We start from the raw sequence: 22,489 nt of genomic DNA on the forward strand, positions 1-22,489 counted from the left end.
AATGACAATGGAAGTGATCCTGCTCGAACGCGTCGGCAAGCTCGGCCAGATGGGCGACGTCGTGCGCGTGAAAGACGGCTTCGCGCGCAATTTCCTGCTGCCGAACAACAAGGCGCTGCGCGCCACGGCCGACAACAAGAAGCGCTTCGAAGGCATGAAGGCCGAACTCGAGACGCGCAATCTCGAGGCCAAGGGCGAAGCCGGCAAGGTCGCCGCGAAGGTCGACGGCAAGAGCTTCGTGGTGCTGCGTCAGGCGAGCGAGACCGGCCAGCTGTTCGGTTCGGTGACGAGCCGCGACATCGCCCGCCTGATCGCCGAGGAAGGCGCCGATATCGCCAAGGGCCAGGTCGCGATCAACGCGCCGATCAAGATGATCGGTCAGTACAAGGTTCCGATCGCGCTGCATCCGGAAATCGAAGTGGCGGTCACCGTGATCGTCGCGCGCAGCGCCGATGAAGCCGAGCGCATCAAGCGTGGCGAGGACGTGACCGTCCGCCGTACCGATGAAGAAGAGGCCCGCGCCGAAGCCGCCGCCACGGCCGAAACGTTCTTCGAGGAAGGCAGCGAAGACGAGGAAGCCGAAGCTGCCGCTCCCGAGGCCGAAGCCGACGCCGAGCCCGCGCCGAAGAAGGCCAAGGGCAAGAAGAAGGCCGCCGACGAAGAGTGATCGATACGCGAGGCTTGCTTGCCTCGTCGTTATGGCAAAGGCCCGGCATCGCTGCCGGGCCTTTTTGCGTCATCGTCCATCGTGACACGATTTACGGCGTAACCCGATGGATCAAGACGATGGCGACAGTAAAGACCGCTGCCATTACGAGCAGCATCAGCTCTTGCATGTGGTGAACTCCCCGTCGGGCACCTTAACGGCACACGACGTCAATAGTTCACCGCAGTGCGGCAGAATTCACATCGCCAACCGGCGGCGGTTAATGTTCGGTGACGCAATCGCCCGAAAACACCGGTAGTCTTATTCCGATTTCTCGGACTTCGATGCGTCAGCCGGTTTCGCTTCGCTCGGCTTGGAGTCGCCTTTCGATTCCGCCGGTTTGCGAGAGGATGTTTTGCTCTCCGATGGTTTCGTTTCGGAAGATTTTTTCTCCGAAGCGTTCTCGGAGCTGCCCTCACCGCGTTTGGCTTCGGGCTTCTTCGCCGCCGGCTTGCCGCTTCCGTCACCGCGCACTGCTCGCTTGGACGGTGCGTTTCGCTGTGCGGGCCCTGCGGCCTTGTCCACCGACTGAAGATAGGCCGCGATGACCGCCGCCGATTCTTTGCTCGCCGTGTAATGTTCCCGCAGGAAACTCTGCACCCCGAGCAGACCGCCCGCTTTGGCGAGACCTTCCGGCGATTTGTGACAGATCGCACAGTTGGACGCGAACAACTGCGCGCCCGACTTGCCCTGATCGAGGTTATCCTGTGCATTGGCGCTATTCGCCAATAACAGCAGCCCCAAGCCAAACGTTAGTCGAATTCCGTTCTGTAAGCTCATCATATTCCTCGACCTTTGGACTTCACGTTTGCCGCCCCGATAAACACAGGTACTTACTGTATAATAGACATTAATGACCCGCAGACCAGAATTGCATGCGACGTCCCCAATTGTGGCATTGCGGCGGCCTAAAAAGCGCGATTAAATCCCTACAATCGAACGTTTAGGCACCGGTGACGTTAGCCGTCGGAGTTACCCTCCTCGTATAGCGCCCGGATTGTGATTGATGGAGGCGGCCGATGGACCGGTTGCTCCAAATTCTGTTGAGAACCTTCCTCCGTCGGGGGAGCTTCAAACTCACCACATCGAGCGGCCAAAGTTTTACCTTTGGCGATGGCACCGGCAAGCCAGTCGCCGTGCGTCTCACAAATCGTGCGGCCGAATGGGGCTTGATCACGGATCCGGAGCTCAAGCTCGGCGAAGCCTATATGGACGGCACGTTTGTCGTCGAAGAAGGCACGATCGCCGAGGTGCTTGAGATTGCGCTCGGCCAGCAGGCGGAGCTGCCGCAATGGTCGCGACCGCAGTTCCTGCTGCGCTATCTCGGCCGGCGCCTGGCGCAGTTCAATCCGCGCAAGCGCGCGAGAGAGAATGTCGCGCACCATTACGATCTCGATGGCCGTCTCTACTCTCTCTTCCTGGACGCCGATCGGCAATATAGCTGCGCCTATTTCGAGACGCCGGATGCAACGCTCGACGATGCCCAGCTTGCCAAGAAGCGCCACCTCGCAGCCAAGCTGCTGATCGAGCCGGGTCAACGCATCCTCGACATCGGCTGCGGCTGGGGCGGCCTGGGGCTTTATCTCGCCGAGATCTCCGGCGCCGATGTGACCGGCGTCACGCTCTCGCAGGAACAGCATGGCATCGCCAATGCCCGCGCCGCCGAAAAGGGGCTGACGAGCCGCGCCCGGTTCAACCTCCAGGATTACCGCGACGTCCCCGGCCCGTTCGACCGCATCGTGTCGGTCGGCATGTTCGAGCATGTCGGTGTCGGCCATTACGACGAGTTCTTCAGGAAAGCGGCCAAGCTCCTGAAGGATGACGGCGTCATGGTGCTGCATTCGATCGGCCGCTCGGAGCGCCCGGGCATCACCAATCCGTGGATCGCCAAGTACATCTTCCCCGGCGGCTACATTCCGTCGGTGTCGGAAGTGCTGCCCGCGATCGAGCGCGCCGGCCTGCTCGTCTGCGACATCGAAATCCTGCGCCTGCATTACGCGGAGACGCTGAAGGCATGGCGCGAGCGCTTCCTCGCGCACCGCGAGGAAGTCGAGCGCATCTACGACCAGCGCTTCGTGCGCATGTGGGAGTTCTATCTGGCGGCGTCGGAAATGTCGTTCCGCAAGCAGAACATGATGAACTTCCAGATCCAGCTCACCAAGAAGCAAGGCATCGTGCCGATGACGCGCGACTACATCATGCGCGAAGAGCAACGCCTGCGCGGGGTCGAGGGCAAGACCAGGCCGCCCCTAAGGCTGGCGGGGGAATAATCACACCCGCTATTAGCGCACGGCACCCACGTCAAGCCTTCACGCTCAAGCAGCGTGAAGGCATTTTTTTTTCGGTGGTCAGGATTGTGGACAGCGGGCGATGCCGTCGATCGACGGTCGCTCTCCGAGAGCAATGGTGTAAGCAAGGGCTCCACCAAAGTTTCGTCAAAATGGCGGAACAAGGATTTCCATGGCCCCTCTCGAATCAGTCGCACGCAAGCAGCTCGACGCTTCTGCACCGCAATATCGTTCTGCCCCGCACAACATCGAGGCCGAGCAGGCCCTGCTGGGCGCCATCCTCGTCAATAACGAGGCCTTCTACCGGGTATCGGACTTTCTGAACCCGGAACATTTCTTCGAGCCGATCCATCAGAAGCTCTACACCCTCACGCGCGACCTGATCCGCGCCGGCAAGATCGCGACGCCGGTCACGCTCAAGACCTTCCTCGACGCCAGCGTCGACATCGGCGGGCTGACGGTGAGCCAATATCTCGCCCGCCTCGCCGCCGAAGCCACCACGATCATCAACGCCGAGGACTACGGGCGCACCGTCTACGACCTGTTCATCCGCCGCTCGCTGATCCAGGTCGGCGAAGACATGGTCAACGTCGCCTATGACGCGCCGGTCGACTTCTCGCCGCGCCACCAGATCGAAGACGCCGAAAAGAAGCTGTTCGACCTCGCCGAGACCGGCCGCTACGACGGCGGCTTCCAGCGTTTCGGCCAGGCTCTCACCACCGCCATCGACATGGCCGCCGCCGCCTTCCAGCGCGACGGCAAATTGTCGGGCGTCGCCACCGGTCTCGACGATCTCGACCGCATGATGGGCGGCTTGCAGAAGTCGGACTTGATCATCGTCGCCGGCCGTCCCGGCATGGGCAAGACCGCGCTCGCCACCAACATCGCCTACAACGTCGCCAAAGCGTGGCGCGGCGAGGTCAAGCCCGACGGCCACATGGAAACGGTCAACGGCGGCGTCGTCGGCTTCTTCTCGCTCGAAATGTCGGCCGAGCAGCTCGCCACCCGTATCATCGCCGAACAGACGGGCATCCCGTCCAACCAGATCCGCCGCGGCGGCATCAGCGAAGCCGAATTCGAGAAGATCAAGGACTACTCGATCGAGTTGCAGAACGTGCCGCTCTACGTCGATGAGACGGGCGGCATCTCGATCGCGCAGCTCGCGGCGCGTGCGCGGCGCTTGAAGCGCCAGCGCGGCCTCGACTTCCTGGTGATCGACTACCTTCAGCTTTTGACCGGCTCGAACAAGCGTTCATCGGAAAACCGCGTGCAGGAAATCACCGAAATCACCACGCGGCTCAAGGCGCTGGCGAAGGAGCTGCAGGTGCCGGTGATGGCGCTGTCGCAGCTGTCGCGTCAGGTGGAAAGCCGCGATGACAAGCGGCCGCAGCTTTCGGACTTGCGTGAATCGGGTTCGATCGAACAGGACGCCGACGTCGTGATGTTCGTCTACCGCGAAGAATACTACCACAACATGCGCAAGCCGTCGGAGGCGGCGCGTGAGAAGTTCGCGGAGTGGCTGGCGGAAGCGGACAAAGTGCACGGCACCGCCGAAGTCATCATCGGCAAGCAGCGTCACGGCCCGACCGGCACGGTCGAGCTGGCCTTCGACGGCTCGGTCACGCGCTTCTCGTCGCTCGCGCGCGCCGATCACCTGCCCGACCATCACATGTAAGGGCTGGCCGCCGTGAGATTCCGGCGGCCACAGCCGATCACTCGTCGAAGATCGCGACCGCGCGCGTCCAGCCGGCCGAAGCACCACGGATTTTCACCGGGAAGCACGACACGGTGAAGCCTGTCGCAGGCAAGGCTTCGAGGCCGTGCAGCTTCTCGATGTGGCAGTAACCGATATCGCGCCCGGCTTTGTGCCCTTCCCAGATCAGCTTGGCATCCTTGGTCTCCGCATAACGCGCGCGGGTCGCGCTAAACGGCGCGTCCCAGCTCCAACCGTCGATGCCGGTCACGCGCACGCCGCGTTCGAGTAAGTAGAGCGTCGCCTCGCGGCCCATGCCGCAGCCACTGTCGACGTAATCGGCGTGGCCGTAGCGGGCGGCCGCGGCGGTGTTGACCAGTACGATATCGAGCGGTGCAAGCGTGTGGCCGATACGCGCAAGCTCGGCTTCGACGTCGGCGGCGGTTGCCACGTAGCCGGCCGGGAAATGACGGAAGTCGAGCTTCACGCCGGGCTTGAAGCACCAGTCGAGCGGCACCTGATCGATCGTCATGGCCGGTTTGGGCGCGCCCAGCGCGTGATCCATGGTCGGGTGGAAATGATACGGCGCGTCGAGATGCGTGCCGTTATGCGTGCTGATCTCGACCAGTTCGACGGCCCAGGCCGCGCCATCGGGCAAATCCTCGCGCGTCAGACCGGGAAAAAAGCTGCCGATGCGATCGAAGGTTTCGGTGTGATTGAAGTAGCGCAGCTTCGGACGTGCGAGCGGCGGATCGCTCGGCACATCGTTCTCGAGCGGCATCGAAATATCGACGATGCGTTGGACCATGACGTTTCTCCTTGCTCGGGTCAGGACGCGGCCATGCCGGCGATCAGGAAGCGGACCAGTTCGCCCGCAAGCACGGCTCGATCGGCCGTATCGGCCGCCCCACCGGTCAGGCGGGCCAGCCGGTTGTCGCCGCCTTGGTCCGTTACCGTCACGATGACGGCCCCCACCATGAACATGTAGCGCCAGGCGAGTATCGCCCTGTCGATGCCGGGGCAAGCGAGCGCCAGCGCATCGATGAAGCGCGCCGCCATCGGGTCGAAATGCGTGCGCACGACGGCGTGCGTTACCGGCGTCGGTTCGACACGATGCTGCAGCACGAGCTTGGCGAAGAGCGCGCTGTTCTCTTCCGGACGCGGATCGACATAGACCCGCACGAAGCACGCGACCACGTCGCTCAATTGCGGCGGCTTGGCGCGGGCGGCCGCCTCCGCGAGCAGTGTCTCGAGTTCGGCCACGCGGCGGGCGTTGATCCCCTGCGACAGCCGCTCGAACACGGCCAGGATCAATTCCTCCTTCGAACCGAAGTGATAGTTCACCGCGGCGATATTGACGCCCGCCCGCTCGGTGATCGTCCGTAACGTCGGCTTCGACAACCCCTGCTCGGCAAACAGCATCTCGGCGGCCGCCAGAATTCGCCCAACGGTCGTGTCCTCTGCCATCTGCTCCACGGTCGTGCCGCGGGCGGGCGAAACGGCGCGACGTTTATGCGAGGACGAAGACATGGTCGGATGTCCTGTCAGCCGAGCGGCGGCACAATGCGTCCACGACATTCGCCGAAGCCGATCGCGCGATGGACGCCATCCGCGCACCATCCCGTCAGCACCACTTCGTCTCCGTCTTGCAGATAAACGCGACTCTCGCCGGCGGACAATTCAACCGGCTTGCGACCGCCTTCGGTGATTTCGAGAAGACACGCCGCGCTTGTCGTCTCGGGGCCGGAGACGGTGCCGGTGCCGATGAGGTCGCCGATGCGCAGGTTGCAGCCGTTGCCGGTGTGATGGGCAAGCATCTGCCCGAACGACCAGTAAAGTGAGCGCAAGTCGGTCGTGGTTACCGTAGCGTCGGAGACGCCTCGGTCTCGCATCGCCGATGTGCCGATGCGCGCCTCGAGCGCGAGCGCGATGCCGGCGCACGCGGCCGCGTCTCCTTGGTCGAGATACGCGGGCGGTCTCGGCGCCCCGGTCTCACGCGGCGCAAGCGCGGTGCGGAAGGGGGCGAGTGCCGCCATCGTGACGATCCAGGGGGAGATCGTGGTGGCGAAGCTCTTGCCGAGAAACGGCCCGAGCGGCATCGCCTCGTAGGCCTGGATGTCGCGCGCCGACCAATCGTTCATGAGGACGAGGCCGAACAGATGCTGCTCCGCCTGCGCGATCGGCACCGGCTCGCCAAGCGCATTGCCGACGCCGACAATGGCTGCGACTTCGAGTTCGAAATCCAACCGCTGCGTCGGCGCAAAGATCGGCTCGTTCGCGCCGGGCGGTACGAACTGGCCGCGTGGCCGCCGCACCGATGTGCCCGAGACGACGATGGAAGATGCGCGGCCGTGATAGCCGATCGGCAGCCAATGGAAATTCGGCCGCACATCGGTATCGCCGCGGATGATGCGCGAGGTGCGCCGCGCGTGATGGATCGAAGCGAAGAAATCCGTGTAGTCGCCGATGGCCGTCGGCACGGCCATCTCCGCCTTCGCCGCCTCGACCAGCACCCTGTCCGCCTCGGCGGCAAGCGTGGCGCCCGTGCGCAGCCCTTCCGAAATAGCGACGCGCAACGCCTGCCAGGCCGCGGGCCCGAGCGCCAGAAGGCCATTGAGGCTTGGCGCCGCGCAGGCTTCGGCGGCGGCGCGCGCCGACCCCTGCAAATGGTGCGCGACGGCCGGCAGGTCGACGATGCGATCGCCGATGGCGACACCGCCGCGCCAGGGCTCGGCAGAGCCGCGGCGGCGAAACACGCCGAACGGCAGGTTCTGGATCGGAAACGGCGTTTGCGGATCGTTCGCCGAGGTCACCCAGCTCGTCAAAGCGGGATCGTGGGTGTGGTCGAGGCCGTCGAAGGTCATGGGGCAAATCTCGTGTGAGCGAGGCGCGCGCTTGACCTCTTTATGCCGCCTCGTTACGAGTCAAACAAACATTTTAAGTGCTCGTTTGAATAATTGGCGAAGAAAATCGCCGCATGAAGGGGGAAGACCCATGGGACGGAAGACTCTGCTCGCTGCTTGCCTCGCCTTGGCGGCATCTTCGGCGGCGGCGCAGGATTGGCCGACACGGCCGATTGAAATGATCCTGCCCTTCGCGGCGGGCGGCGGCGTCGACTCCGTCGGCCGCGCGGTCGCCGCCTCGATGTCGGAGCAACTCGGCAAGCAGGTGGTGGTGGTCAACCGAGTCGGTGCCGGCGGCACGCTCGGCTTCTCCAATCTCGCGGCGGCGGCTCCCGACGGCTATACGCTCGGCTTCGGCCCGACGACGCCGATCGCCAACGCGCCGTACCTCGTCAAAGGCGTGCGCTACAACGTCGATTCATTCGACTACATCTGCCAGGTATTCGAGAATCCATTCTCGATCGCGGTGCGCCAGGACTCGCCGTACAAATCGATCGCCGATCTGATCGCCGCGGCTAAGCGCACGCCAAACAAGCTGACTTACGGCCATGCTGGTCTCGGCTCGATCCCGCATTTATCGGTAGAGAACGCCGCGTCCGCGCTCGGCTTCCAGGCGGTGCAGGTACCGTTCCGTGGTGACGGCGATCTCCTGCCCGTGCTGATGAAAGGCGATCTCGACTTCGGCGCGCCCGCGATCTCCTCGATCGTTGGCCGCGATCTGCGCGTGCTGGTCGTGTTCTCCGATAAGCGCCATCCCGCCTTCCCCGACGCGCCGACGGCCAAGGAGATCGGCATTGCGACCTCGGTGCCGCCCGGACAGAACGGCGTTTTCGCGCCGAAGGGATTGCCCGAACCGATCCGTCAGCGCCTGGAGAAGGCATGCCAGACGGCGGTCGACAGCCCCGCCGTCCATAAGATCGCCGGCAGCACCGGCGCGATCGTGCAGTTCGTACCGGGCCAAGTCTTCCACGATGCAACGGCCGCCGACTACAAGTTCAAGGGCGAATTGATCCGCCGGTTGAATTTGGGCGAACCCTGACCGTCTTTGTGCCGGTGTCAGGCGCCGTCGCCGGTCGCATGCGGCGGCGGTGCCTGCTGCATTGGGGGCGTGAAAGGACTAGACTCGAAAACGATTTGCTTCGTTCGCGCCTGTCCTTAAAAGCACCCCAAAGCGCAGCCAAAGCCGGGCCATGAATCAACTTCCAGATCCTTCCACAATGCGGCCGGACGCCGGTCCACCTGCGGCCGAAGCCGGCGGCATATTGACGATCGATCTGTCGGCCATCGCCGCCAACTGGCAGGCGCTGATGCGGCGCGCGACGCCGGCGGAAGCCGCTGCGGTGGTCAAGGCCGATGCCTATGGCTGCGGTCTCGAGCAGGTCGGCGCGCATCTTTCGCATGCCGGCTGCAAGACCTTCTTCGTTGCCGACTTGGCCGAAGCGCGGCGTCTGCGCGCGGTCGCGGGCGAAGCGACGATCTATGTGCTCAACGGCCTGCTGCCTGGCACCGCCCCCACCTTCGCCGCGTTGCGCGCGCGCCCGGTGATCGGCAGCCTGGTCGAACTCGCCGAATGGGACACGTTCTGCTCGACGCAGCAATGGCGCGGCGGCGCGGCGCTGCATGTCGACACCGGCATGAACCGGCTCGGCATCACGCCGAACGAGGCGGCGGCGCTCGCGCCGCGCATCCGCGCCGAGAACCACGGCATCACGCTGCTCATGAGCCACCTCGCCTGCGCCGACAATCCGGCGCATCCGCTCAACGAGAAGCAGATCAAGCTCTTCCGCGAAGTGCGCCTGCTCTATCGGGGCATCCCCTCCTCGCTTGCCAATTCGTCCGGCATCTTCCTCGGCAATGCGGCGCACTGCGACGTGGTGCGCCCGGGCGGCGCGCTGTATGGCAGCAATCCGACGCCCGGCCACGCCAATCCGATGCGGCCGGTGGTACGGCTCGATGCGCATGTGCTGCATGTGCGCTCCGTGCCGAAGGGCGATGCCATCGGTTACGGCGCCGTATGGACCGCGCGACATTCGAGCCGCATCGCGGTCTGCGCGGTGGGTTACGCCGACGGATATTTGCGCGCGGCAAGCGCAAGCGACGAAGCGCCCGGCGCCGACGCGATCGTTGCCGGCAAGCGCTGCCCGATCGCGGGCCGCATCTCGATGGACTTGTTGGCCGTCGACGTCAGCGCGCTACCGGACAACGCGGTGCGCCGCGGCGATGTCGCGACCTTGATCGGCGGCGACATCACGGTCGACGAGGTCGCCGATCGCGCCGGCACCATAGGCTACGAGGTGCTGACGAGCTTGGGGCGCCGGTATCATCGCGTGTATCGCATCGACTGACGAGCGCCGGCGCCCACCGCCTCTACGCGGGGTGCGGCTTTGCGCGCTGCAGCTGTTGGTAGATGCCGAGCCTGTCAGTGACCTGCCAGTGCCCGGTAATTCTGTTGGCGCGGTCGAAGTAGTAGATTGTCGCGCCCGACATCGTGAGGCGCTGCCCCGTCGCGGGAAACCCTGGCAGGTCGCCGCTGTGTGTCCCGTGCCAGAGCCACGTCATGGCCAGACTGTCTTCGCCAGCGAACATGTCGCGGATATCGAATTGCTGATCCGGAAAGGGCGCCCGCGATAGCCGCACGCGATCCATAAAACCTGGAAGATCGACCGTCTGCCTTTCCCAAGCATCGCCGGGGTCGTGGTGGATCGTGTACGACGGAGCGATATAGGCGCCGCAACGCATAACGTCCCCGTTCGACCAGACCTCGCGCATGAAATCCGCCAACAGCGCTCGGCGCCGCTCGACAACTTCTGTCGCTTTCATCACACCACGTCCTGAATTACAGCGTCCGTCGAAAGGCGATCGAGATACGCCACGACGTCGGCGGGCCATCCGTCCAGGAGCTTCTTGAAAGCCGCCCGATCGTTCGAGAACAGCGCGCGCGATGCCTCTTCGAAGTTCGGAAGATTTCCGGCCATCGCCGACATGAAGTTGTAGGTGCGCTCGTGAATCTTCCGCAGCCGTGCCTGCGGCGTAGGCGCCGCGCGGCGCGCTTCTTCCACCAACCGTCGCAGCGTGGCCGATGCACCGCCGGACTGTTCGGCAAGCCACTCCCATTGTTGGGGCAGCAAAGTCACCTCGCGGCTCACGACGCCGAGCTTGGGCCTTCCGACGGCGCGTGTCGTCGCAGCCGTGTCCGCAGGAAACTGCTTGCCGATCCGCGCGGCAATCTCTTCGTCTGTCCTGCGCAGATCGAAGTCGATCTGTCTGCCGCTGCTGTCGTCGAAGATCAGCACCGACGCGTCGGCTGCCGTGCGCAGATGTTCTTTCACGGCGATTGCAACGGACGGATAGGTCCCGGTCGCAAGGTGGTGCGTGTGATCAAAGGCGGTGCACGAAGTGCCCTGAGGGGGAGGCGTCTGGTTCTTTTGCATTGCCCATTTATACCCGGGTAATTTGATATGTCAATTTACCCGGATATAAATGGCAGGCGATGCACAAGGCGCGCGCATACGTCAAAGGCCGCCACGATGTGGCGGCCTTTGCGTTCGATCGCTTGCGATCTTACGGGAAATTCGGTGTCAGGCCCTTCTTGGGCGTACCGTCCCAGTTCTTGAGACCGCTGGACTTGAGATAGAGGTCGTACACGCAAAGCAGGGCCGCGAGGCCGATGATGCCGCCGGCGACGTATATGCCGGCGCCGACCGCGGAGCTCCCCGTGACGACGACGACCGGTGCCTGCGCCACGGCCTTCGACGGTTGGCTGGAATAGGCGAGCAGGCCGCAAACCAGCAGTGCTACCAAAAAGATCTTCACGACAGTCCCCCACACAAAAAGTTCCAAGTTCCATCGTTAACCATCCTGCGGTCCGGCGCATCGTGACTTCTGACGGTGGTAGCGATGTATTTTGCCGTAAATGTTCTTGTAATGTTCTCGCCGTACCACTACCGTCATAGTCACGATCGCAAGGACGATTCCGATGTCCCGCCGCACCCTCTCTTTCGTCTGTCAGAACTGCGGCGCGGCCTCGCCCCGCTGGCAGGGCAAATGCGAGGCCTGCGGCGAGTGGAATACGCTGTCCGAGGAAGGCGCCGAGCGCGCCGCCGGCCCGCGCAAGCCGGGCAAGGGCCGACTGTTCGCGCTCGAGGCTTTGGCCGGCGATACGCAGGACGCCCCGCGCCTCGCCTCCGGCATCGGTGAGCTCGACCGCGTCACCGGCGGCGGCTTCGTGCGCGGCTCGGTGCTGCTGCTCGGCGGCGATCCCGGCATCGGCAAATCGACGCTGCTGATCCAGACCACCGCCGCCCTCGCCCGCGCCGGCCACCGCGTCGTCTACATCTCAGGTGAAGAGGCGGTGGCGCAGGTGCGCCTGCGCGCCGAGCGTCTCGGCCTGCGCGATGCGCCGGTCGAGCTTGCCTCGCAGACCTCGGTCGAGGACATCATCGCCACCATCTCGGAAGGCAAGCTGCCGAAGCTGGTGATCATCGACTCCATCCAGACGATGTGGACCGATACGGTGGAGTCGGCGCCCGGCACGGTGACGCAGGTGCGCGGAAGCGCGCAGACGCTCATTCGCTTTGCCAAGAAATCCGGGGCCTGCGTGATCCTGGTCGGCCACGTCACCAAGGACGGCCAGATCGCCGGCCCGCGCGTCGTCGAGCACATGGTCGATGCGGTGCTGTCCTTCGAGGCCGAAGGCTCGCATCAGTTCCGCGTGCTGCGCTCGGCCAAGAACCGCTTCGGCCCGACCGACGAAATCGGCGTGTTCGAGATGACGGGCGATGGCCTGCGCGAAGTCACCAACCCGTCCGAGCTGTTCCTGTCCGAGCGCGACCTCGGCTCGCCCGGCACCGCTGTCTTTGCCGGCCTCGAGGGCACGCGGCCGTTGCTCGTGGAGATCCAGGCGCTGGTCGCGCCCTCTTCGCTCGGCACGCCGCGGCGCTCGGTGGTCGGCTGGGACTCGAGCCGGTTGTCGATGGTGCTGGCGGTGCTGGAAGCCCATTGCGGCGTGCGGCTCGGCGGCCACGACGTCTACCTCAATGTCGCCGGCGGCTTCCGCATCCAGGAACCGGCGGCCGACCTCGCGGTCGCCGCCGCGCTCGTCTCGTCGCTGTGCAACGCGCCGCTGCCGGCGGACGGCGTCTATTTCGGCGAGGTGTCGCTGTCCGGCGCGGTGCGGCCGGTGGCGCAAGGCGCGGCGCGTCTGAAGGAAGCCGCCAAGCTTGGCTTTGCGCGGGCGGTGGTACCTGAAGCCACCCGCGCCGAGGCAAATGGCGCCATCCAGGTCAGCGACGTCGGCAGCCTCACAAGTCTGGTGGCCGACATTGCCGCCAACGGGCGGCCGCCGGCGCGCGCCAAATCTGGTGGAGAAGACGGGTGACGGCTTCGTGACGCCCCGCTATACAACAGGGCATCACAAGCGGCTCCGGCACTTCTGCGCCGACCGGCGGCTCGTGTAGAAACAGTCGAGAAATTAAGCACTTACGATCGCCACTGCCGGCCTGTTCCGGAACCTCAGCCGGTTCCGGATTCGCCAGAGCTTTTCCGCTTTGGCAAGGCCCGTATGGCTCGTATCCGCGGAACGCATGAGCTCCTGATGCCGATCACGTTGCTCGACATCCTTCTCCTGGTGGTCATGCTGATCTCGGGCCTCCTCGCCATGATCCGCGGGTTCATGCGCGAGATCCTGTCGATCGGCGCCTGGGGCGTCGCCGCCCTGACTACGCTGTACGCTTATGCGCGGCTGCTGCCGACCGCGAAGACGTACTTCAACAACGACATGGTCGCGACCGCGGTCACCGTCGGCGGCGTGTTCCTGCTGACGCTGCTCATCGTCTCGATCATCACCATCCGCATTTCGGACATGATCCTCGACAGCCGGGTTGGCGCGCTCGATCGCACCCTCGGATTCCTGTTCGGGCTCGGCCGCGGCCTGATCATCGTCGTCGTCGCTTTCCTCTTTTTCGCCTGGTTGGTGCCCGATCGCAGCCAACCGGAGTGGGTGCGCGGGGCCAAGTCGAAAGTCGTGCTGCAAAGTACGGGACAATGGCTGATGTCCATGTTGCCGGATGACCCTGAAAGCACCATCTTGAAGAGGTTGAAGAAGCCCAAGCCGGAAGATCAAGACGATGCACCCGACCCGCAGCAACGGTCGGATGTCCCGGCGCCAGCGCCACGAACCACCGGAACGCGATAGTGATGCAAAAAGCCCCGCACACCCCCGCTGAGACGGCCGCTACGGAGTTCGACCCCAACGCCGACCGTCTGCGGGAAGAGTGCGGGGTGTTCGGGATATTCAACCATCCCGATGCAGCCGCCATTACCGCCCTCGGCCTGCACGCGCTCCAACACCGCGGCCAGGAAGCCGCCGGCATCGTCTCCTTCGACGGCAGCCGCTTCCACTCCGAGCGCCGGCTCGGCCTCGTCGGCGACGCCTTCGCCAAGCGCGAGGTGATCGACCGCCTCCCCGGCACCAGCGCCATCGGTCACGTCCGCTATTCGACCACCGGCGAAACCATCCTGCGCAACGTGCAGCCGCTGTTCGCCGAACTGAACGCCGGCGGCTTCGCCATCGGCCATAACGGCAATCTCACCAACGGCATCAAGCTGCGCCGCGATCTCGTGCGCGAAGGCGCCATGATGCAGTCGACCACCGACACCGAGGTGATCCTGCACCTGGTCGCGCGCTCGCAGCGCAACCAGTTCGTCGATCGCTTCATCGAGGGCCTGCGCCAGCTCGAAGGCGCCTATGCCTTCGTCGGCCTCACCAACAAGAAACTGGTCGGCGCCCGCGATCCGCTCGGCATCCGCCCGCTGGTCATCGGCAAGCTCGACGGCTGCCCGATCCTCGCCTCCGAGACCTGCGCCCTCGACATCATCGGCGCCACCTATGTGCGCGACGTCGAGAACGGCGAGGTCGTGATCTTCGACGAAGACGGCTTCCAGTCGCATAAGCCGTTCCCGCCGATGGCGGCGCGGCCTTGCATCTTCGAATACATCTATTTCGCGCGCCCCGACTCCATCGTCGGTGGCCGTCCGGTCTACGAGGTGCGCAAGGCCATGGGCGCGCAACTCGCCATGGAGTCGCCGGCCGCGGCCGACGTGATCGTGCCGGTGCCGGATTCGGGCGTGCCCGCCGCGCTCGGCTTCGCGCAAGAGTCCGGCATTCCCTTCGAACTCGGCATCATTCGCAACCACTATGTCGGCCGCACCTTCATTCAGCCGACGCAGGCGATCCGCGATCAGGGCGTGCGCATGAAGCACTCGGCCAATCGCGCGGTCGTCGAAGGCAAGCGCATCGTGCTGGTCGACGACTCGATCGTGCGCGGCACCACCTCGCGCAAGATCGTGCAGATGATGCGCGATGCCGGCGCCAAGGAAGTGCACTTCCGCATCTCCTCGCCGCCGATCAAGCATCCCGACTTCTACGGCATCGATACCCCCGACGCCGACAAGCTCCTCGCCGCGACGCACGACCTCGAGAGCATGCGCCAGTTCATCGGCGCCGATAGCCTCGCCTTCCTGTCGGTCGACGGCATCTATCGCGCCATGGGCGAGCCCGGCCGCGATCCGGCCAAGCCGAAATACACCGACCACTGCTTCACCGGCGATTATCCGACGCCGCTGACCGACCAGGGGATGCAGGACCCCAGTCAGAAGCAGCTCTCGCTGCTGGCGGAAGCGATTTAAGTACTTCGCCCTGCCCGACTTGTGACTGTTAAGCGGCGAAACCCGCTTAAAGGCGAGTTGCGTCTGGCATCCACGTCTTTAAAACCCTCCCAGTAGAACCAGGATGTGGATGGCCGGGACAAGCCCGGCCATGACAGACAATGACTGACGCTTCCAAACCCCTCGCCGACAAAATCGCCCTCGTCACCGGCGCCTCGCGCGGCATTGGCGCGGCGCTCGCGCTCGAGCTCGCCGCGGCGGGCGCGCATGTCGTGGCCGTCGCCCGCAACGTCGGCGGACTTGAAGAGCTCGACGACAAGATCAAAGCCGTCGGCGGCACCGCTACCTTGGTGCCTGTCGACATGAAGGACATGGACGGCATCGCCCGCCTCGCGCTGGCGCTGCACGAGCGCTACAAGCGCCTCGACGTCCTCGTCGGCAATGCCGGCGTGCTCGGCCCCCTGTCGCCGCTCGGCCATGTCGAACCGAAGGATTGGGACAATCTCTTCGCGGTGAACGTCACCGCGAACTGGCAGCTCATCCGCACCATGGATCCGCTGCTGCGCGCCTCCACTGCCGGCCGCGCGGTGTTCGTCACCTCGGGTTTGAGCTGGCGCGCGCAGGCCTATACCGGTCCCTATGCAATGACCAAGGCCGCGCTCAATACGATGGTGCAAATCTACGCGGCGGAAACGGCGTCCACCAATCTCCGCGTGAACGCCTTCAATCCGGGCCCCACGCGCACGCGCATGTATGCGGCCGGCTGGCCGGGCGTCGATCCGGAAACGCTGCCGACGCCGGAAGAAGTCGTCAAAGCGTTGCTGCCGCTTTGCCTGCCGGCGTGCACCGAGAGCGGCCAAGTCTACGACTTCATCGCCAAGAAGTTTCTGGCCTTCCACCCGCCGTCTTGAGCGGACGACGCTCCCTTTTCACGAGATCGACATGCGAAAGGCCGCGTCAAAGCGCGGCCTTTCCGGTTTTGTCCGTTTGCCATCCCGGTTAGCCTGACAAAAAATGAGAACGATTCTGCGCACGGCAAAGGGGCGCGCGGAAACGCGTAGACAGGCATTACGCAAAAGGGGGATGAGCATGCGCATTGTGACCGCAGCGGCACTGACCGCGATCGCATTTCTGTTGGCAGGTTGCTTCGAAGGTCCGCAAGGACCGCCCGGCCCCACCGGCCCGAAGGGCGACTCCGGTGTGCCGGGGATGATGGGCGCGGCAGGCCCTGCCGGCGCCAAAGGCGATCCCGGACCGAAAGGCGACAAGGGCGACCCGGGCCCGAAGGGTGACAAAGGCGATCCCGGTGCAGCCGGCACCGCCGACAGCAAGCTGCGCGTGATCGCACTCGGCGCCGATCAGTGCGGCGCCGCCGGCTGCACGGTGACCTGCGAAACCGGCGAAGTGATCGCCTCGGCGGTGTGCGCCGCGGACAGCCCGCTCCAGCCGACAATCGAGGCTTCGGCCGCAAAATGCGGACCGGCCAAGGCGATGACCGCGATCTGCGCCAAGAAGTAGCGCCAGCGACCCACATGAAAAGCCGCCGGTCACCGGCGGCTTTTTTTGTATAGGTCGTTATCGAGCAACGTGTACTCGCGTATCGCCGGCGTTGTCTCTATCTGAGCGGATGGAGAACCGAGCGATGGCGCAGCCTTTCGTCGAACCCTGTAGTCGCGGCTTGATCGATGCCGAGCCGTGTCCGCGCCTGCTCGGCCGCGAAATCGCTCCGCATCACCGCCGCGTGGTCCTCGCGGCCTGTGTGCTCGCATCGACGATGGCATTCGTCGACGGCTCGGCCTTGACGGTGGCGTTGCCAAAGTTGCGCGCCGCCGTCGGCGCGGACCTCGCCTCGGTGCAATGGGTGCTCAACGGCTACGTCCTGGTGCTGGCCGCGCTCACGCTCATCGGCGGCGCGCTGGCCGACAGCTACGGCAAGGCGCGCATTCTTGCCGTCGGCTGCCTCGTCTTCGCCGCCGCCTCGATCGCCTGCGCGCTGGCGCCCAATGTCGGCTGGCTGATCGCCGCGCGCATCGTCCAAGGCATCGGTGCCGCACTGCTGACGCCGGCAAGCCTCGCTTTGATCGGCGCCACTTACCCGAGGGAAGAACGCAACCGCGCCGTCGGCGTCTGGGCCGCCGCCTCGTCGCTCACAACCGCGGCGGGTCCCGTCTTCGGCGGCTGGTTGACCGAGACCTTCGGCTGGCAAGCGGTGTTCTGGATCAACCCGCCCCTGGCGGTCGCCGCTGTCGCGCTGATTTACGCTTACGCGCCGCCCGATGCGCGCGAGCCGCGGGGCTTCGACGCGCTCGGTGCCATCCTTATTGCCGGCGCGCTCGGCGCCCTTGCCTGGGGTCTGAGCCAGATCGGCGGCGACACGGCAGGCAACACGTCTGCGGTTTGGACCGTGACCGCCGTGGGCGGTGCTCTCATCGCATTCATCGCCTACGGCGTCTGGGAGCGCAGGGCCGAGCATCCGATGACGCCACCCCGCCTTGCGCGGAACCGCGCATTCGTAGGGCTGAACATCGCGACGCTGCTGATCTACTGGGGCCTCGCGCTCATGTTCTTCTTGGTGCCGTTCGATCTCATCGACCGGCGCGGACTGTCCCCCGCCGCAGCCGGCGCGGCGCTTCTGCCTTTCACGCTCGGTGTTGGACTGTTGTCGCGTCCGTTCGGCGCCGCTGCCGATGCCATCGGCGCGCGCACAATGCTGATTGCCGGACCGGCCCTTGCGGCGGCCGCGTTCCTTTGGCTCGCCTTCGGCCGGCAAGCATCGACAACATGGGGCGTCATCGCGCCCATGACATTGCTCGGCATCGCCTTTGCCGTGCTGATCACGCCGTTGACGGCGTCGGTCTTGTCGAGCGTCGCGGAAACCGACGAGGGACTCGCCTCCGGCGTCAACAACGCGGCGAGCCGCATCGCGCAACTCGCAGGCATCGCCCTCGCCGCCGGCGCCGGCTCGCTGGTCTATGGCTACGCGGTCACGCTCGCGATCGCCGCGGCGCTGTCGGCCGCTGGCGCCGTCATCATGGCGCTGACGGTGCCGCCAGCGCCGCCGCCGCCACCGGACAAGCGGGAGCGCGGAACGGCGGCGTGAACGGGAACTTTGGCCCGGCCGGCACGTTGCTGGCGGGGCGAAGCCAGTTCAGGCAGGCTTCATGCAAATCATAAAATACCGGCTCGTCGATCCGCGGCTCAAACCGCGGCGGACCAAACTGGAAATGCCCGGTTGGGGCGGCAAACCCGAACCTCGCAAGGACGGCTCCCACGAACAGGTCTGGCATTGCATGCCCTTCACGGAGGGCGCGCAGTACGGCATCGAGCTGTTCTATCCCTATGATACCGAGCTGCGCGTGACCAAGCGCGATGGCCGCGTCGTTCTCGACGGCGACTTCGGCGCCGGCGATCCCGACAACGGATTGCAATGGCCGCCCTTCCGCACGTTCGGTGAGGGCTATTACACCTACCAGCTGCTGCTCGATCTGCACGCCGGCGACCACACCGCGGTGCGCACCGAGCCGCATCCCCGCTATTATACCGATCCGAACGACGAGGTGCCGCTCGCGGTGCCGGCGCTGCTGCGCACGAGCTGGTGGCCGATGATTTCGTTCGTGGTCTTCAAGGCGCCGCCGGAAGGCAAGACGCATATCTTCCGGCCGGGCGAACCCTTCATGCAAATGATCTTCGTGCCGGTCGAGCCGGAGTTCGAACTCGTACCGATGAGCGAGGAAGAAGCCGCCGAGCGCGAAGTCCGCAGCCGCCGCATCCACGCCAGCCGCGACACGCTGTCGAAGGAAACCGAATGGGTGTCTTCGACCAGCACCGTGTTCGACGGCACTTATCGTCACATCCTGCGCGCCGCCAAGGCCAAGGCGCGCGACAGCTAAGCGCCGAAACGAAACGGACCCGAACATCGTTCGGGCCCGTTCGTCAGTTCGCGAACGCCTTAGGCGTCCTCATCGCGCTGCAGCATCATGTAGTGACTATGATGATGGTGGTGGTGGTGACGGTAGTAGCGGTGATGATGGTGGTGATGATGCCAACGCCGCCAGTGATGATGATGGTGGTGATAGCGGCGGATGAAGATCTGATGATGATGGTGGTGGTGGTGGTAATAGTATTGAGCGACCTGCACGCCATCAGGCGCCTGCGCTTCGTCGGCGGACATCTGCGCCCGCGCCGCGTCGTCCGCCTTCAAGACCGCGACTGCATTCGGCACCGGCGTCAGCAAGTCAGCATATGACGAAACCTGCATGGCATCGGCCGTATGTGTCGGCTCGATGGCAGGCGCGGCCGCTTGGGCCGACGGCAAGGAACTCAGCGCAGCAACTGCGCCGAGCAAACCCGCGATCTTCTTATCCATCCGTGTTTCCTCGATGAGGCGCACAGAGCGTGCGCACTTCGTCGCCCGAGCGGCAACGCGGGGTCGAGACCCCGGTTCCTGTTAGCGCGTCAATAATATTGGTTGTCTACGAAACCGTTTCGCTTCAGTTCTTGCGCTTGGCCTTGTGCTCGAACGGGTTCGACTTCTCGCGCAGCATTATGCGGATGGGCGTGCCGGGCAGATCGAACGTGTCGCGCAGCGAATTGACCAAGTAACGCTTATAGGCGTCCGGCACCGCGTCGGCGCGCGTGCAGAACACGACGAAGCTCGGCGGCCGCGTCTTCACTTGCGTGATGTAATTGAGCCGGAGACGACGGCCCGACACGGCCGGCGGCGGGTGCGCGCTGACGACGTCCTCGAACCAGCGGTTCAGCGCCGACGTCGAGATACGCCTATTCCACACTTCGTGCGCGTCGAGGATCGCCTGCATCAAGCGGTCGAGCCCCTCGCCGGTCAGTCCCGACACCGCGACGAGCGGCACGCCTTTGAGCTGCATGAGCTTCTCTTCGGCGGTCGTCCTGAGCTTGCCGATGGCGCCCGGCTTCTTCTCGGCGAGGTCCCACTTGTTGACGGCGATGACGAGGGCGCGGCCTTCCTGTTCGACCAGATCGGCGATGCGCTGATCCTGCTCCTCGAATGCGTTGTCGACGTCGAGCAGCACCACGACGACATCGGCAAAGCGCACCGCGTTGAGCGCATCGGCCACCGACAGCTTCTCAAGCTTCTCGTCGACGCGCGAGCGCCGCCGCATGCCGGCCGTGTCGTAGAGCTTGAATGTCTGATCGTGCCAGACGAAATCGACCGAGATGGCATCGCGCGTGATGCCGGCTTCGGGACCGGTGAGCAGGCGATCTTCGCCAATGAGGCGGTTGATCAGCGTCGACTTGCCGGCGTTGGGCCGGCCGACGATGGCGACGCGGATCGGATGCGCGCCTTCGGCGGCGGCCTTCGCCTCCTCGCGCTGCACCGCCGTGTGCTCCGGCAGCGCCGCGACCAGCGCGTCGTAAAGATCGACCATGCCTTCGTTGTGTTCGGCCGATACCGGGATGGGGTCGCCGAGCCCGAGGGAATACGCGTCCATGCGGCCGGCTTCGCCCGCCAGGCCTTCGCTCTTGTTCGCGACCAGCACGATGGGCTTGCCGGACTTGCGCGCCACCGCGGCGAAGGCACGGTCGACCGGCGTCGGGCCGACGCGCGCGTCGATCATGAAGAAGATGGCGTCGGCCTGCGAGATGGCCGTCTCGGTCTGCGCGCGCATGCGGCCGGAAAGCGTCTCCGGTCCGGCCTCTTCCAGACCCGCGGTGTCGACGATGGTGAAGGTGAGATCGCCGAGGTGCCCCTCGCCTTCCCGGCGGTCGCGCGTCACACCCGGCCGGTCGTCGACCAGCGCGAGACGCCGGCCGACCAGCCGGTTGAACAGGGTCGACTTGCCGACGTTCGGCCGGCCGACAATGGCGACAGTGAAATTCATGGGATTTCTTTATCCGTTCACCCGACGCGGCAAAAGACGAACCGCACGAGGTGACGTCTGTCGCGCAGCGAAGGCCGGGTTCGCCTTACTGCTTCGAGAAAGTACCCGGCGGCGGTGCCGACGGCCAGGGCGCGGTGCTGGTCGTGCTCTGGGCCGGTGGTCCGCCCCACGGGTCCGATGCCTGTTGTTGCGGCCGCTGTTGCTGCGGCTGCGCCGAAGGCCAGGGCGACCCGGATTGCTGCTGTTGCTGCTGATCCGGCCAAGGCGCCGCCTGCTGCTGCTGCGCCGGCGCGGCTGCCGACGATGGCGCGCTGACTTTCGCGCGTGGCCGCGCGGCAACGCGCGCGCGCGGTTTCGGCTTCGGCTTGGCCTCTTGAGCCGCCGCGGCGGCCGCCTTCTGCTCGTCCGAGGGCGAAACCGACGCGGCACTGATCGCGGCGCCGGGCTGTTCGGCGGTATTGCCCTTGAGATATTCCGGCGGAATGCCCTGCGTCACGCCCGGCACGCCGTTCGGGAACAGGTCCTTGCGCTCACCCGGCAGCTTCTTCTTCTCGTTGAGATTGAAGACGTCGAGGCTGTCCGGATCGAAATTCGAGCAGCCCGCGATCACCGGTGCGACCGCAAGGAGCGTAACCAAAAGGACAACACGACGGATACGCATGGGAAGGCCTCAACTCTTGCCGTTGCCGGCGATCAGCGCGGACAGAACGTCGACCCGCTGGCGCGTGCCGGACGGCGTCTCGGCGTCGCCGGCAATCATATCGATGTAGCGCTTGGCGGCCGCTGCGTCGTTGTTCTTCCAGGCCGACAGCGCCAGCAGTTCGCGGGCGCTGTGACGATAGGGCCGGCCCGACTCGGCGAGCGGATCGAGGCGCTTCTGCAGATCGGCGAGCGGCGCGGTGTCGACCAGCAGCATGCCGGCGCGTACGCCGGCGAGATCCTGCCAAAGCGGCCCGAGCGTGCTGTCGCCAGCAAGCGCGTCGAAGGCCTTCACGGCATCGGCCTGCTTGGTGGTCGCGAGGCTGGCCGCGGCGCGGAAGCGCGCCAGCACGCGGTAGCCCTCCGGCGCGTCAGCGGCGATCTTGTCGAAGGCCGCTTCGGCTTCGGCCTGCTTGCCTTCCTCGACCAGCGCCAGCGCCGTCTCGAACTGGGCACCGGCCTCGGCCGCCTTCTTGCCCACGTAGTATTCGTAGCCGCGCCAGCCGGCGATGCCGAGGACGATCAGAACCGCGCCGGCGATGAGGAAGATGCTGTAGCGGTCCCACAGCCGCTTGAGCTGCTCGCGCCGGACTTCCTCGTCGACTTCATGAAAGATATCGGCCACGCACGGCTCCAGAAATGCTCGGAAAACGCCCCCTACCCCATGAGACCGGGCG

At 65.2% G+C, this 22,489-nt stretch carries 23 protein-coding genes; 12 read left to right on the forward strand and 11 right to left on the reverse strand.

Annotated features, from left to right (window positions below):
* Nucleotides 1-7: 7 nt before the first annotated feature.
* Nucleotides 8-667 (forward strand): 50S ribosomal protein L9, encoded by a 660-nt coding sequence (gene rplI / locus DW352_RS08355; RefSeq protein ID WP_115690259.1) that lies wholly within the window; start codon nt 8-10, stop codon nt 665-667.
* Between the two features lie 300 nt (nt 668-967).
* Here rplI and DW352_RS08360 read toward each other — a convergent pair whose 3' ends face one another.
* The gene (locus tag DW352_RS08360) at nt 968-1,486 is read right to left on the reverse strand and encodes a hypothetical protein (RefSeq protein ID WP_162826858.1); all 519 of its coding nucleotides are present in this window, start codon (nt 1,484-1,486) and stop codon (nt 968-970) included.
* Between the two features lie 239 nt (nt 1,487-1,725).
* Between DW352_RS08360 and DW352_RS08365 the strand changes: the two genes are divergently transcribed.
* A complete protein-coding gene (locus tag DW352_RS08365) occupies nt 1,726-2,976 on the forward strand; it encodes a cyclopropane fatty acid synthase (RefSeq protein WP_115690263.1) in 1,251 nt (416 codons plus the stop codon).
* Nucleotides 2,977-3,166: 190 nt separating this feature from the next.
* A complete protein-coding gene (locus DW352_RS08370; RefSeq protein WP_115690265.1) occupies nt 3,167-4,669 on the forward strand; it encodes a replicative DNA helicase in 1,503 nt (500 codons plus the stop codon).
* A gap of 37 nt (nt 4,670-4,706) precedes the next feature.
* Here the strand turns inward: DW352_RS08370 and DW352_RS08375 are convergent, their stop codons facing one another.
* From DW352_RS08375 to fahA, 3 genes are read right to left on the reverse strand one after another with little or no spacing between them, the layout of a single operon-like run.
* Nucleotides 4,707-5,495 carry a cyclase family protein gene (locus tag DW352_RS08375; RefSeq protein ID WP_115690267.1) on the reverse strand — a complete coding sequence of 263 codons (789 nt, stop codon included), beginning with the start codon at nt 5,493-5,495 and terminating at the stop codon, nt 4,707-4,709.
* A 20-nt stretch (nt 5,496-5,515) separates the two neighbouring features.
* Entirely contained in the window at nt 5,516-6,217 is a 702-nt protein-coding gene (locus tag DW352_RS08380; RefSeq protein ID WP_210209948.1) for a TetR/AcrR family transcriptional regulator, read from the reverse strand.
* A gap of 14 nt (nt 6,218-6,231) precedes the next feature.
* On the reverse strand, nt 6,232-7,551 hold the full coding sequence (gene fahA, locus DW352_RS08385; protein WP_115690271.1) for a fumarylacetoacetase: 1,320 nt from the start codon (nt 7,549-7,551) through the stop codon (nt 6,232-6,234).
* A 130-nt stretch (nt 7,552-7,681) separates the two neighbouring features.
* Between fahA and DW352_RS08390 the strand changes: the two genes are divergently transcribed.
* Together DW352_RS08390 and alr are read left to right on the forward strand one after the other, a co-directional pair.
* Nucleotides 7,682-8,629, forward strand: a complete 948-nt coding sequence (locus tag DW352_RS08390) for a tripartite tricarboxylate transporter substrate binding protein (RefSeq protein WP_162826860.1) — start codon at nt 7,682-7,684, stop codon at nt 8,627-8,629.
* Nucleotides 8,630-8,780: 151 nt separating this feature from the next.
* Nucleotides 8,781-9,935 carry an alanine racemase gene (gene alr, locus DW352_RS08395; protein ID WP_115690275.1) on the forward strand — a complete coding sequence of 385 codons (1,155 nt, stop codon included), beginning with the start codon at nt 8,781-8,783 and terminating at the stop codon, nt 9,933-9,935.
* Between the two features lie 22 nt (nt 9,936-9,957).
* Here alr and DW352_RS08400 read toward each other — a convergent pair whose 3' ends face one another.
* The 3 genes from DW352_RS08400 to DW352_RS08410 all read right to left on the reverse strand — a co-directional run bounded on the left by DW352_RS08400 (nt 9,958) and on the right by DW352_RS08410 (nt 11,403).
* Complete coding sequence (locus DW352_RS08400) at nt 9,958-10,410, reverse strand: ester cyclase (RefSeq protein ID WP_115690277.1); 453 nt, start codon at nt 10,408-10,410, stop codon at nt 9,958-9,960.
* On the reverse strand, nt 10,410-11,021 hold the full coding sequence (locus tag DW352_RS08405; RefSeq protein WP_115690279.1) for a DUF2239 family protein: 612 nt from the start codon (nt 11,019-11,021) through the stop codon (nt 10,410-10,412). The genes DW352_RS08400 and DW352_RS08405 overlap by 1 nt, the downstream gene beginning before the upstream one ends.
* 130 nt (nt 11,022-11,151) lie before the next feature.
* Nucleotides 11,152-11,403 carry a hypothetical protein gene (locus DW352_RS08410; protein WP_115690281.1) on the reverse strand — a complete coding sequence of 84 codons (252 nt, stop codon included), beginning with the start codon at nt 11,401-11,403 and terminating at the stop codon, nt 11,152-11,154.
* A 163-nt stretch (nt 11,404-11,566) separates the two neighbouring features.
* Between DW352_RS08410 and radA the strand changes: the two genes are divergently transcribed.
* The 7 genes from radA (at nt 11,567) to DW352_RS08445 (ending at nt 19,145) form a co-directional block, all read left to right on the forward strand.
* Nucleotides 11,567-12,967, forward strand: coding sequence for a DNA repair protein RadA (gene radA, locus DW352_RS08415; RefSeq protein ID WP_115690283.1), 1,401 nt, complete (start codon nt 11,567-11,569; stop codon nt 12,965-12,967).
* A 216-nt stretch (nt 12,968-13,183) separates the two neighbouring features.
* Entirely contained in the window at nt 13,184-13,783 is a 600-nt protein-coding gene (locus DW352_RS08420; RefSeq protein WP_115694306.1) for a CvpA family protein, read from the forward strand.
* A 2-nt stretch (nt 13,784-13,785) separates the two neighbouring features.
* Complete coding sequence (purF, locus tag DW352_RS08425) at nt 13,786-15,276, forward strand: amidophosphoribosyltransferase (RefSeq protein WP_115690285.1); 1,491 nt, start codon at nt 13,786-13,788, stop codon at nt 15,274-15,276.
* A gap of 140 nt (nt 15,277-15,416) precedes the next feature.
* The gene (locus DW352_RS08430; protein ID WP_115690287.1) at nt 15,417-16,166 is read left to right on the forward strand and encodes an SDR family NAD(P)-dependent oxidoreductase; all 750 of its coding nucleotides are present in this window, start codon (nt 15,417-15,419) and stop codon (nt 16,164-16,166) included.
* 178 nt (nt 16,167-16,344) lie between these two features.
* On the forward strand, nt 16,345-16,773 hold the full coding sequence (locus tag DW352_RS08435) for a hypothetical protein (protein WP_245434366.1): 429 nt from the start codon (nt 16,345-16,347) through the stop codon (nt 16,771-16,773).
* 124 nt (nt 16,774-16,897) lie between these two features.
* Nucleotides 16,898-18,355, forward strand: a complete 1,458-nt coding sequence (locus DW352_RS08440; protein WP_115690291.1) for an MFS transporter — start codon at nt 16,898-16,900, stop codon at nt 18,353-18,355.
* Nucleotides 18,356-18,416: 61 nt separating this feature from the next.
* The gene (locus tag DW352_RS08445; protein WP_115690293.1) at nt 18,417-19,145 is read left to right on the forward strand and encodes a hypothetical protein; all 729 of its coding nucleotides are present in this window, start codon (nt 18,417-18,419) and stop codon (nt 19,143-19,145) included.
* Nucleotides 19,146-19,204: 59 nt separating this feature from the next.
* On the opposite strand, the gene DW352_RS08450 is transcribed toward DW352_RS08445, so the two are convergent.
* From DW352_RS08450 to DW352_RS08465, 4 genes are all read right to left on the reverse strand, one after another.
* Nucleotides 19,205-19,621, reverse strand: coding sequence for a hypothetical protein (locus tag DW352_RS08450; protein WP_115690295.1), 417 nt, complete (start codon nt 19,619-19,621; stop codon nt 19,205-19,207).
* Nucleotides 19,622-19,745: 124 nt separating this feature from the next.
* The gene (der, locus tag DW352_RS08455) at nt 19,746-21,113 is read right to left on the reverse strand and encodes a ribosome biogenesis GTPase Der (RefSeq protein ID WP_115690297.1); all 1,368 of its coding nucleotides are present in this window, start codon (nt 21,111-21,113) and stop codon (nt 19,746-19,748) included.
* A gap of 85 nt (nt 21,114-21,198) precedes the next feature.
* On the reverse strand, nt 21,199-21,774 hold the full coding sequence (locus tag DW352_RS08460) for a hypothetical protein (RefSeq protein ID WP_162826862.1): 576 nt from the start codon (nt 21,772-21,774) through the stop codon (nt 21,199-21,201).
* A 9-nt stretch (nt 21,775-21,783) separates the two neighbouring features.
* Nucleotides 21,784-22,437: a tetratricopeptide repeat protein gene (locus DW352_RS08465; RefSeq protein ID WP_115690301.1), complete on the reverse strand. Its 654-nt coding sequence runs from the start codon at nt 22,435-22,437 to the stop codon at nt 21,784-21,786.
* Nucleotides 22,438-22,489: the final 52 nt, after the last annotated feature.

Origin of the sequence: Pseudolabrys taiwanensis (assembly GCF_003367395.1) — a bacterium.
Taxonomy (GTDB): domain Bacteria; phylum Pseudomonadota; class Alphaproteobacteria; order Rhizobiales; family Xanthobacteraceae; genus Pseudolabrys; species Pseudolabrys taiwanensis.

Coding starts and splice junctions, on each gene's coding strand:
- rplI (WP_115690259.1), top strand. CDS start 8: ATGGAAGTGATCCTGCTCGAACGCGTCGGCAAGCTCGGCCAGATGGGC.
- DW352_RS08360 (WP_162826858.1), bottom strand. CDS start 1,486: ATGAGCTTACAGAACGGAATTCGACTAACGTTTGGCTTGGGGCTGCTG.
- DW352_RS08365 (WP_115690263.1), top strand. CDS start 1,726: ATGGACCGGTTGCTCCAAATTCTGTTGAGAACCTTCCTCCGTCGGGGG.
- DW352_RS08370 (WP_115690265.1), top strand. CDS start 3,167: ATGGCCCCTCTCGAATCAGTCGCACGCAAGCAGCTCGACGCTTCTGCA.
- DW352_RS08375 (WP_115690267.1), bottom strand. CDS start 5,495: ATGGTCCAACGCATCGTCGATATTTCGATGCCGCTCGAGAACGATGTG.
- DW352_RS08380 (WP_210209948.1), bottom strand. CDS start 6,217: ATGTCTTCGTCCTCGCATAAACGTCGCGCCGTTTCGCCCGCCCGCGGC.
- fahA (WP_115690271.1), bottom strand. CDS start 7,551: ATGACCTTCGACGGCCTCGACCACACCCACGATCCCGCTTTGACGAGC.
- DW352_RS08390 (WP_162826860.1), top strand. CDS start 7,682: ATGGGACGGAAGACTCTGCTCGCTGCTTGCCTCGCCTTGGCGGCATCT.
- alr (WP_115690275.1), top strand. CDS start 8,781: ATGAATCAACTTCCAGATCCTTCCACAATGCGGCCGGACGCCGGTCCA.
- DW352_RS08400 (WP_115690277.1), bottom strand. CDS start 10,410: ATGAAAGCGACAGAAGTTGTCGAGCGGCGCCGAGCGCTGTTGGCGGAT.
- DW352_RS08405 (WP_115690279.1), bottom strand. CDS start 11,021: ATGCAAAAGAACCAGACGCCTCCCCCTCAGGGCACTTCGTGCACCGCC.
- radA (WP_115690283.1), top strand. CDS start 11,567: ATGTCCCGCCGCACCCTCTCTTTCGTCTGTCAGAACTGCGGCGCGGCC.
- DW352_RS08420 (WP_115694306.1), top strand. CDS start 13,184: ATGCCGATCACGTTGCTCGACATCCTTCTCCTGGTGGTCATGCTGATC.
- purF (WP_115690285.1), top strand. CDS start 13,786: ATGCAAAAAGCCCCGCACACCCCCGCTGAGACGGCCGCTACGGAGTTC.
- DW352_RS08430 (WP_115690287.1), top strand. CDS start 15,417: ATGACTGACGCTTCCAAACCCCTCGCCGACAAAATCGCCCTCGTCACC.
- DW352_RS08435 (WP_245434366.1), top strand. CDS start 16,345: ATGCGCATTGTGACCGCAGCGGCACTGACCGCGATCGCATTTCTGTTG.
- DW352_RS08440 (WP_115690291.1), top strand. CDS start 16,898: ATGGCGCAGCCTTTCGTCGAACCCTGTAGTCGCGGCTTGATCGATGCC.
- DW352_RS08445 (WP_115690293.1), top strand. CDS start 18,417: ATGCAAATCATAAAATACCGGCTCGTCGATCCGCGGCTCAAACCGCGG.
- DW352_RS08450 (WP_115690295.1), bottom strand. CDS start 19,621: ATGGATAAGAAGATCGCGGGTTTGCTCGGCGCAGTTGCTGCGCTGAGT.
- der (WP_115690297.1), bottom strand. CDS start 21,113: ATGAATTTCACTGTCGCCATTGTCGGCCGGCCGAACGTCGGCAAGTCG.
- DW352_RS08460 (WP_162826862.1), bottom strand. CDS start 21,774: ATGCGTATCCGTCGTGTTGTCCTTTTGGTTACGCTCCTTGCGGTCGCA.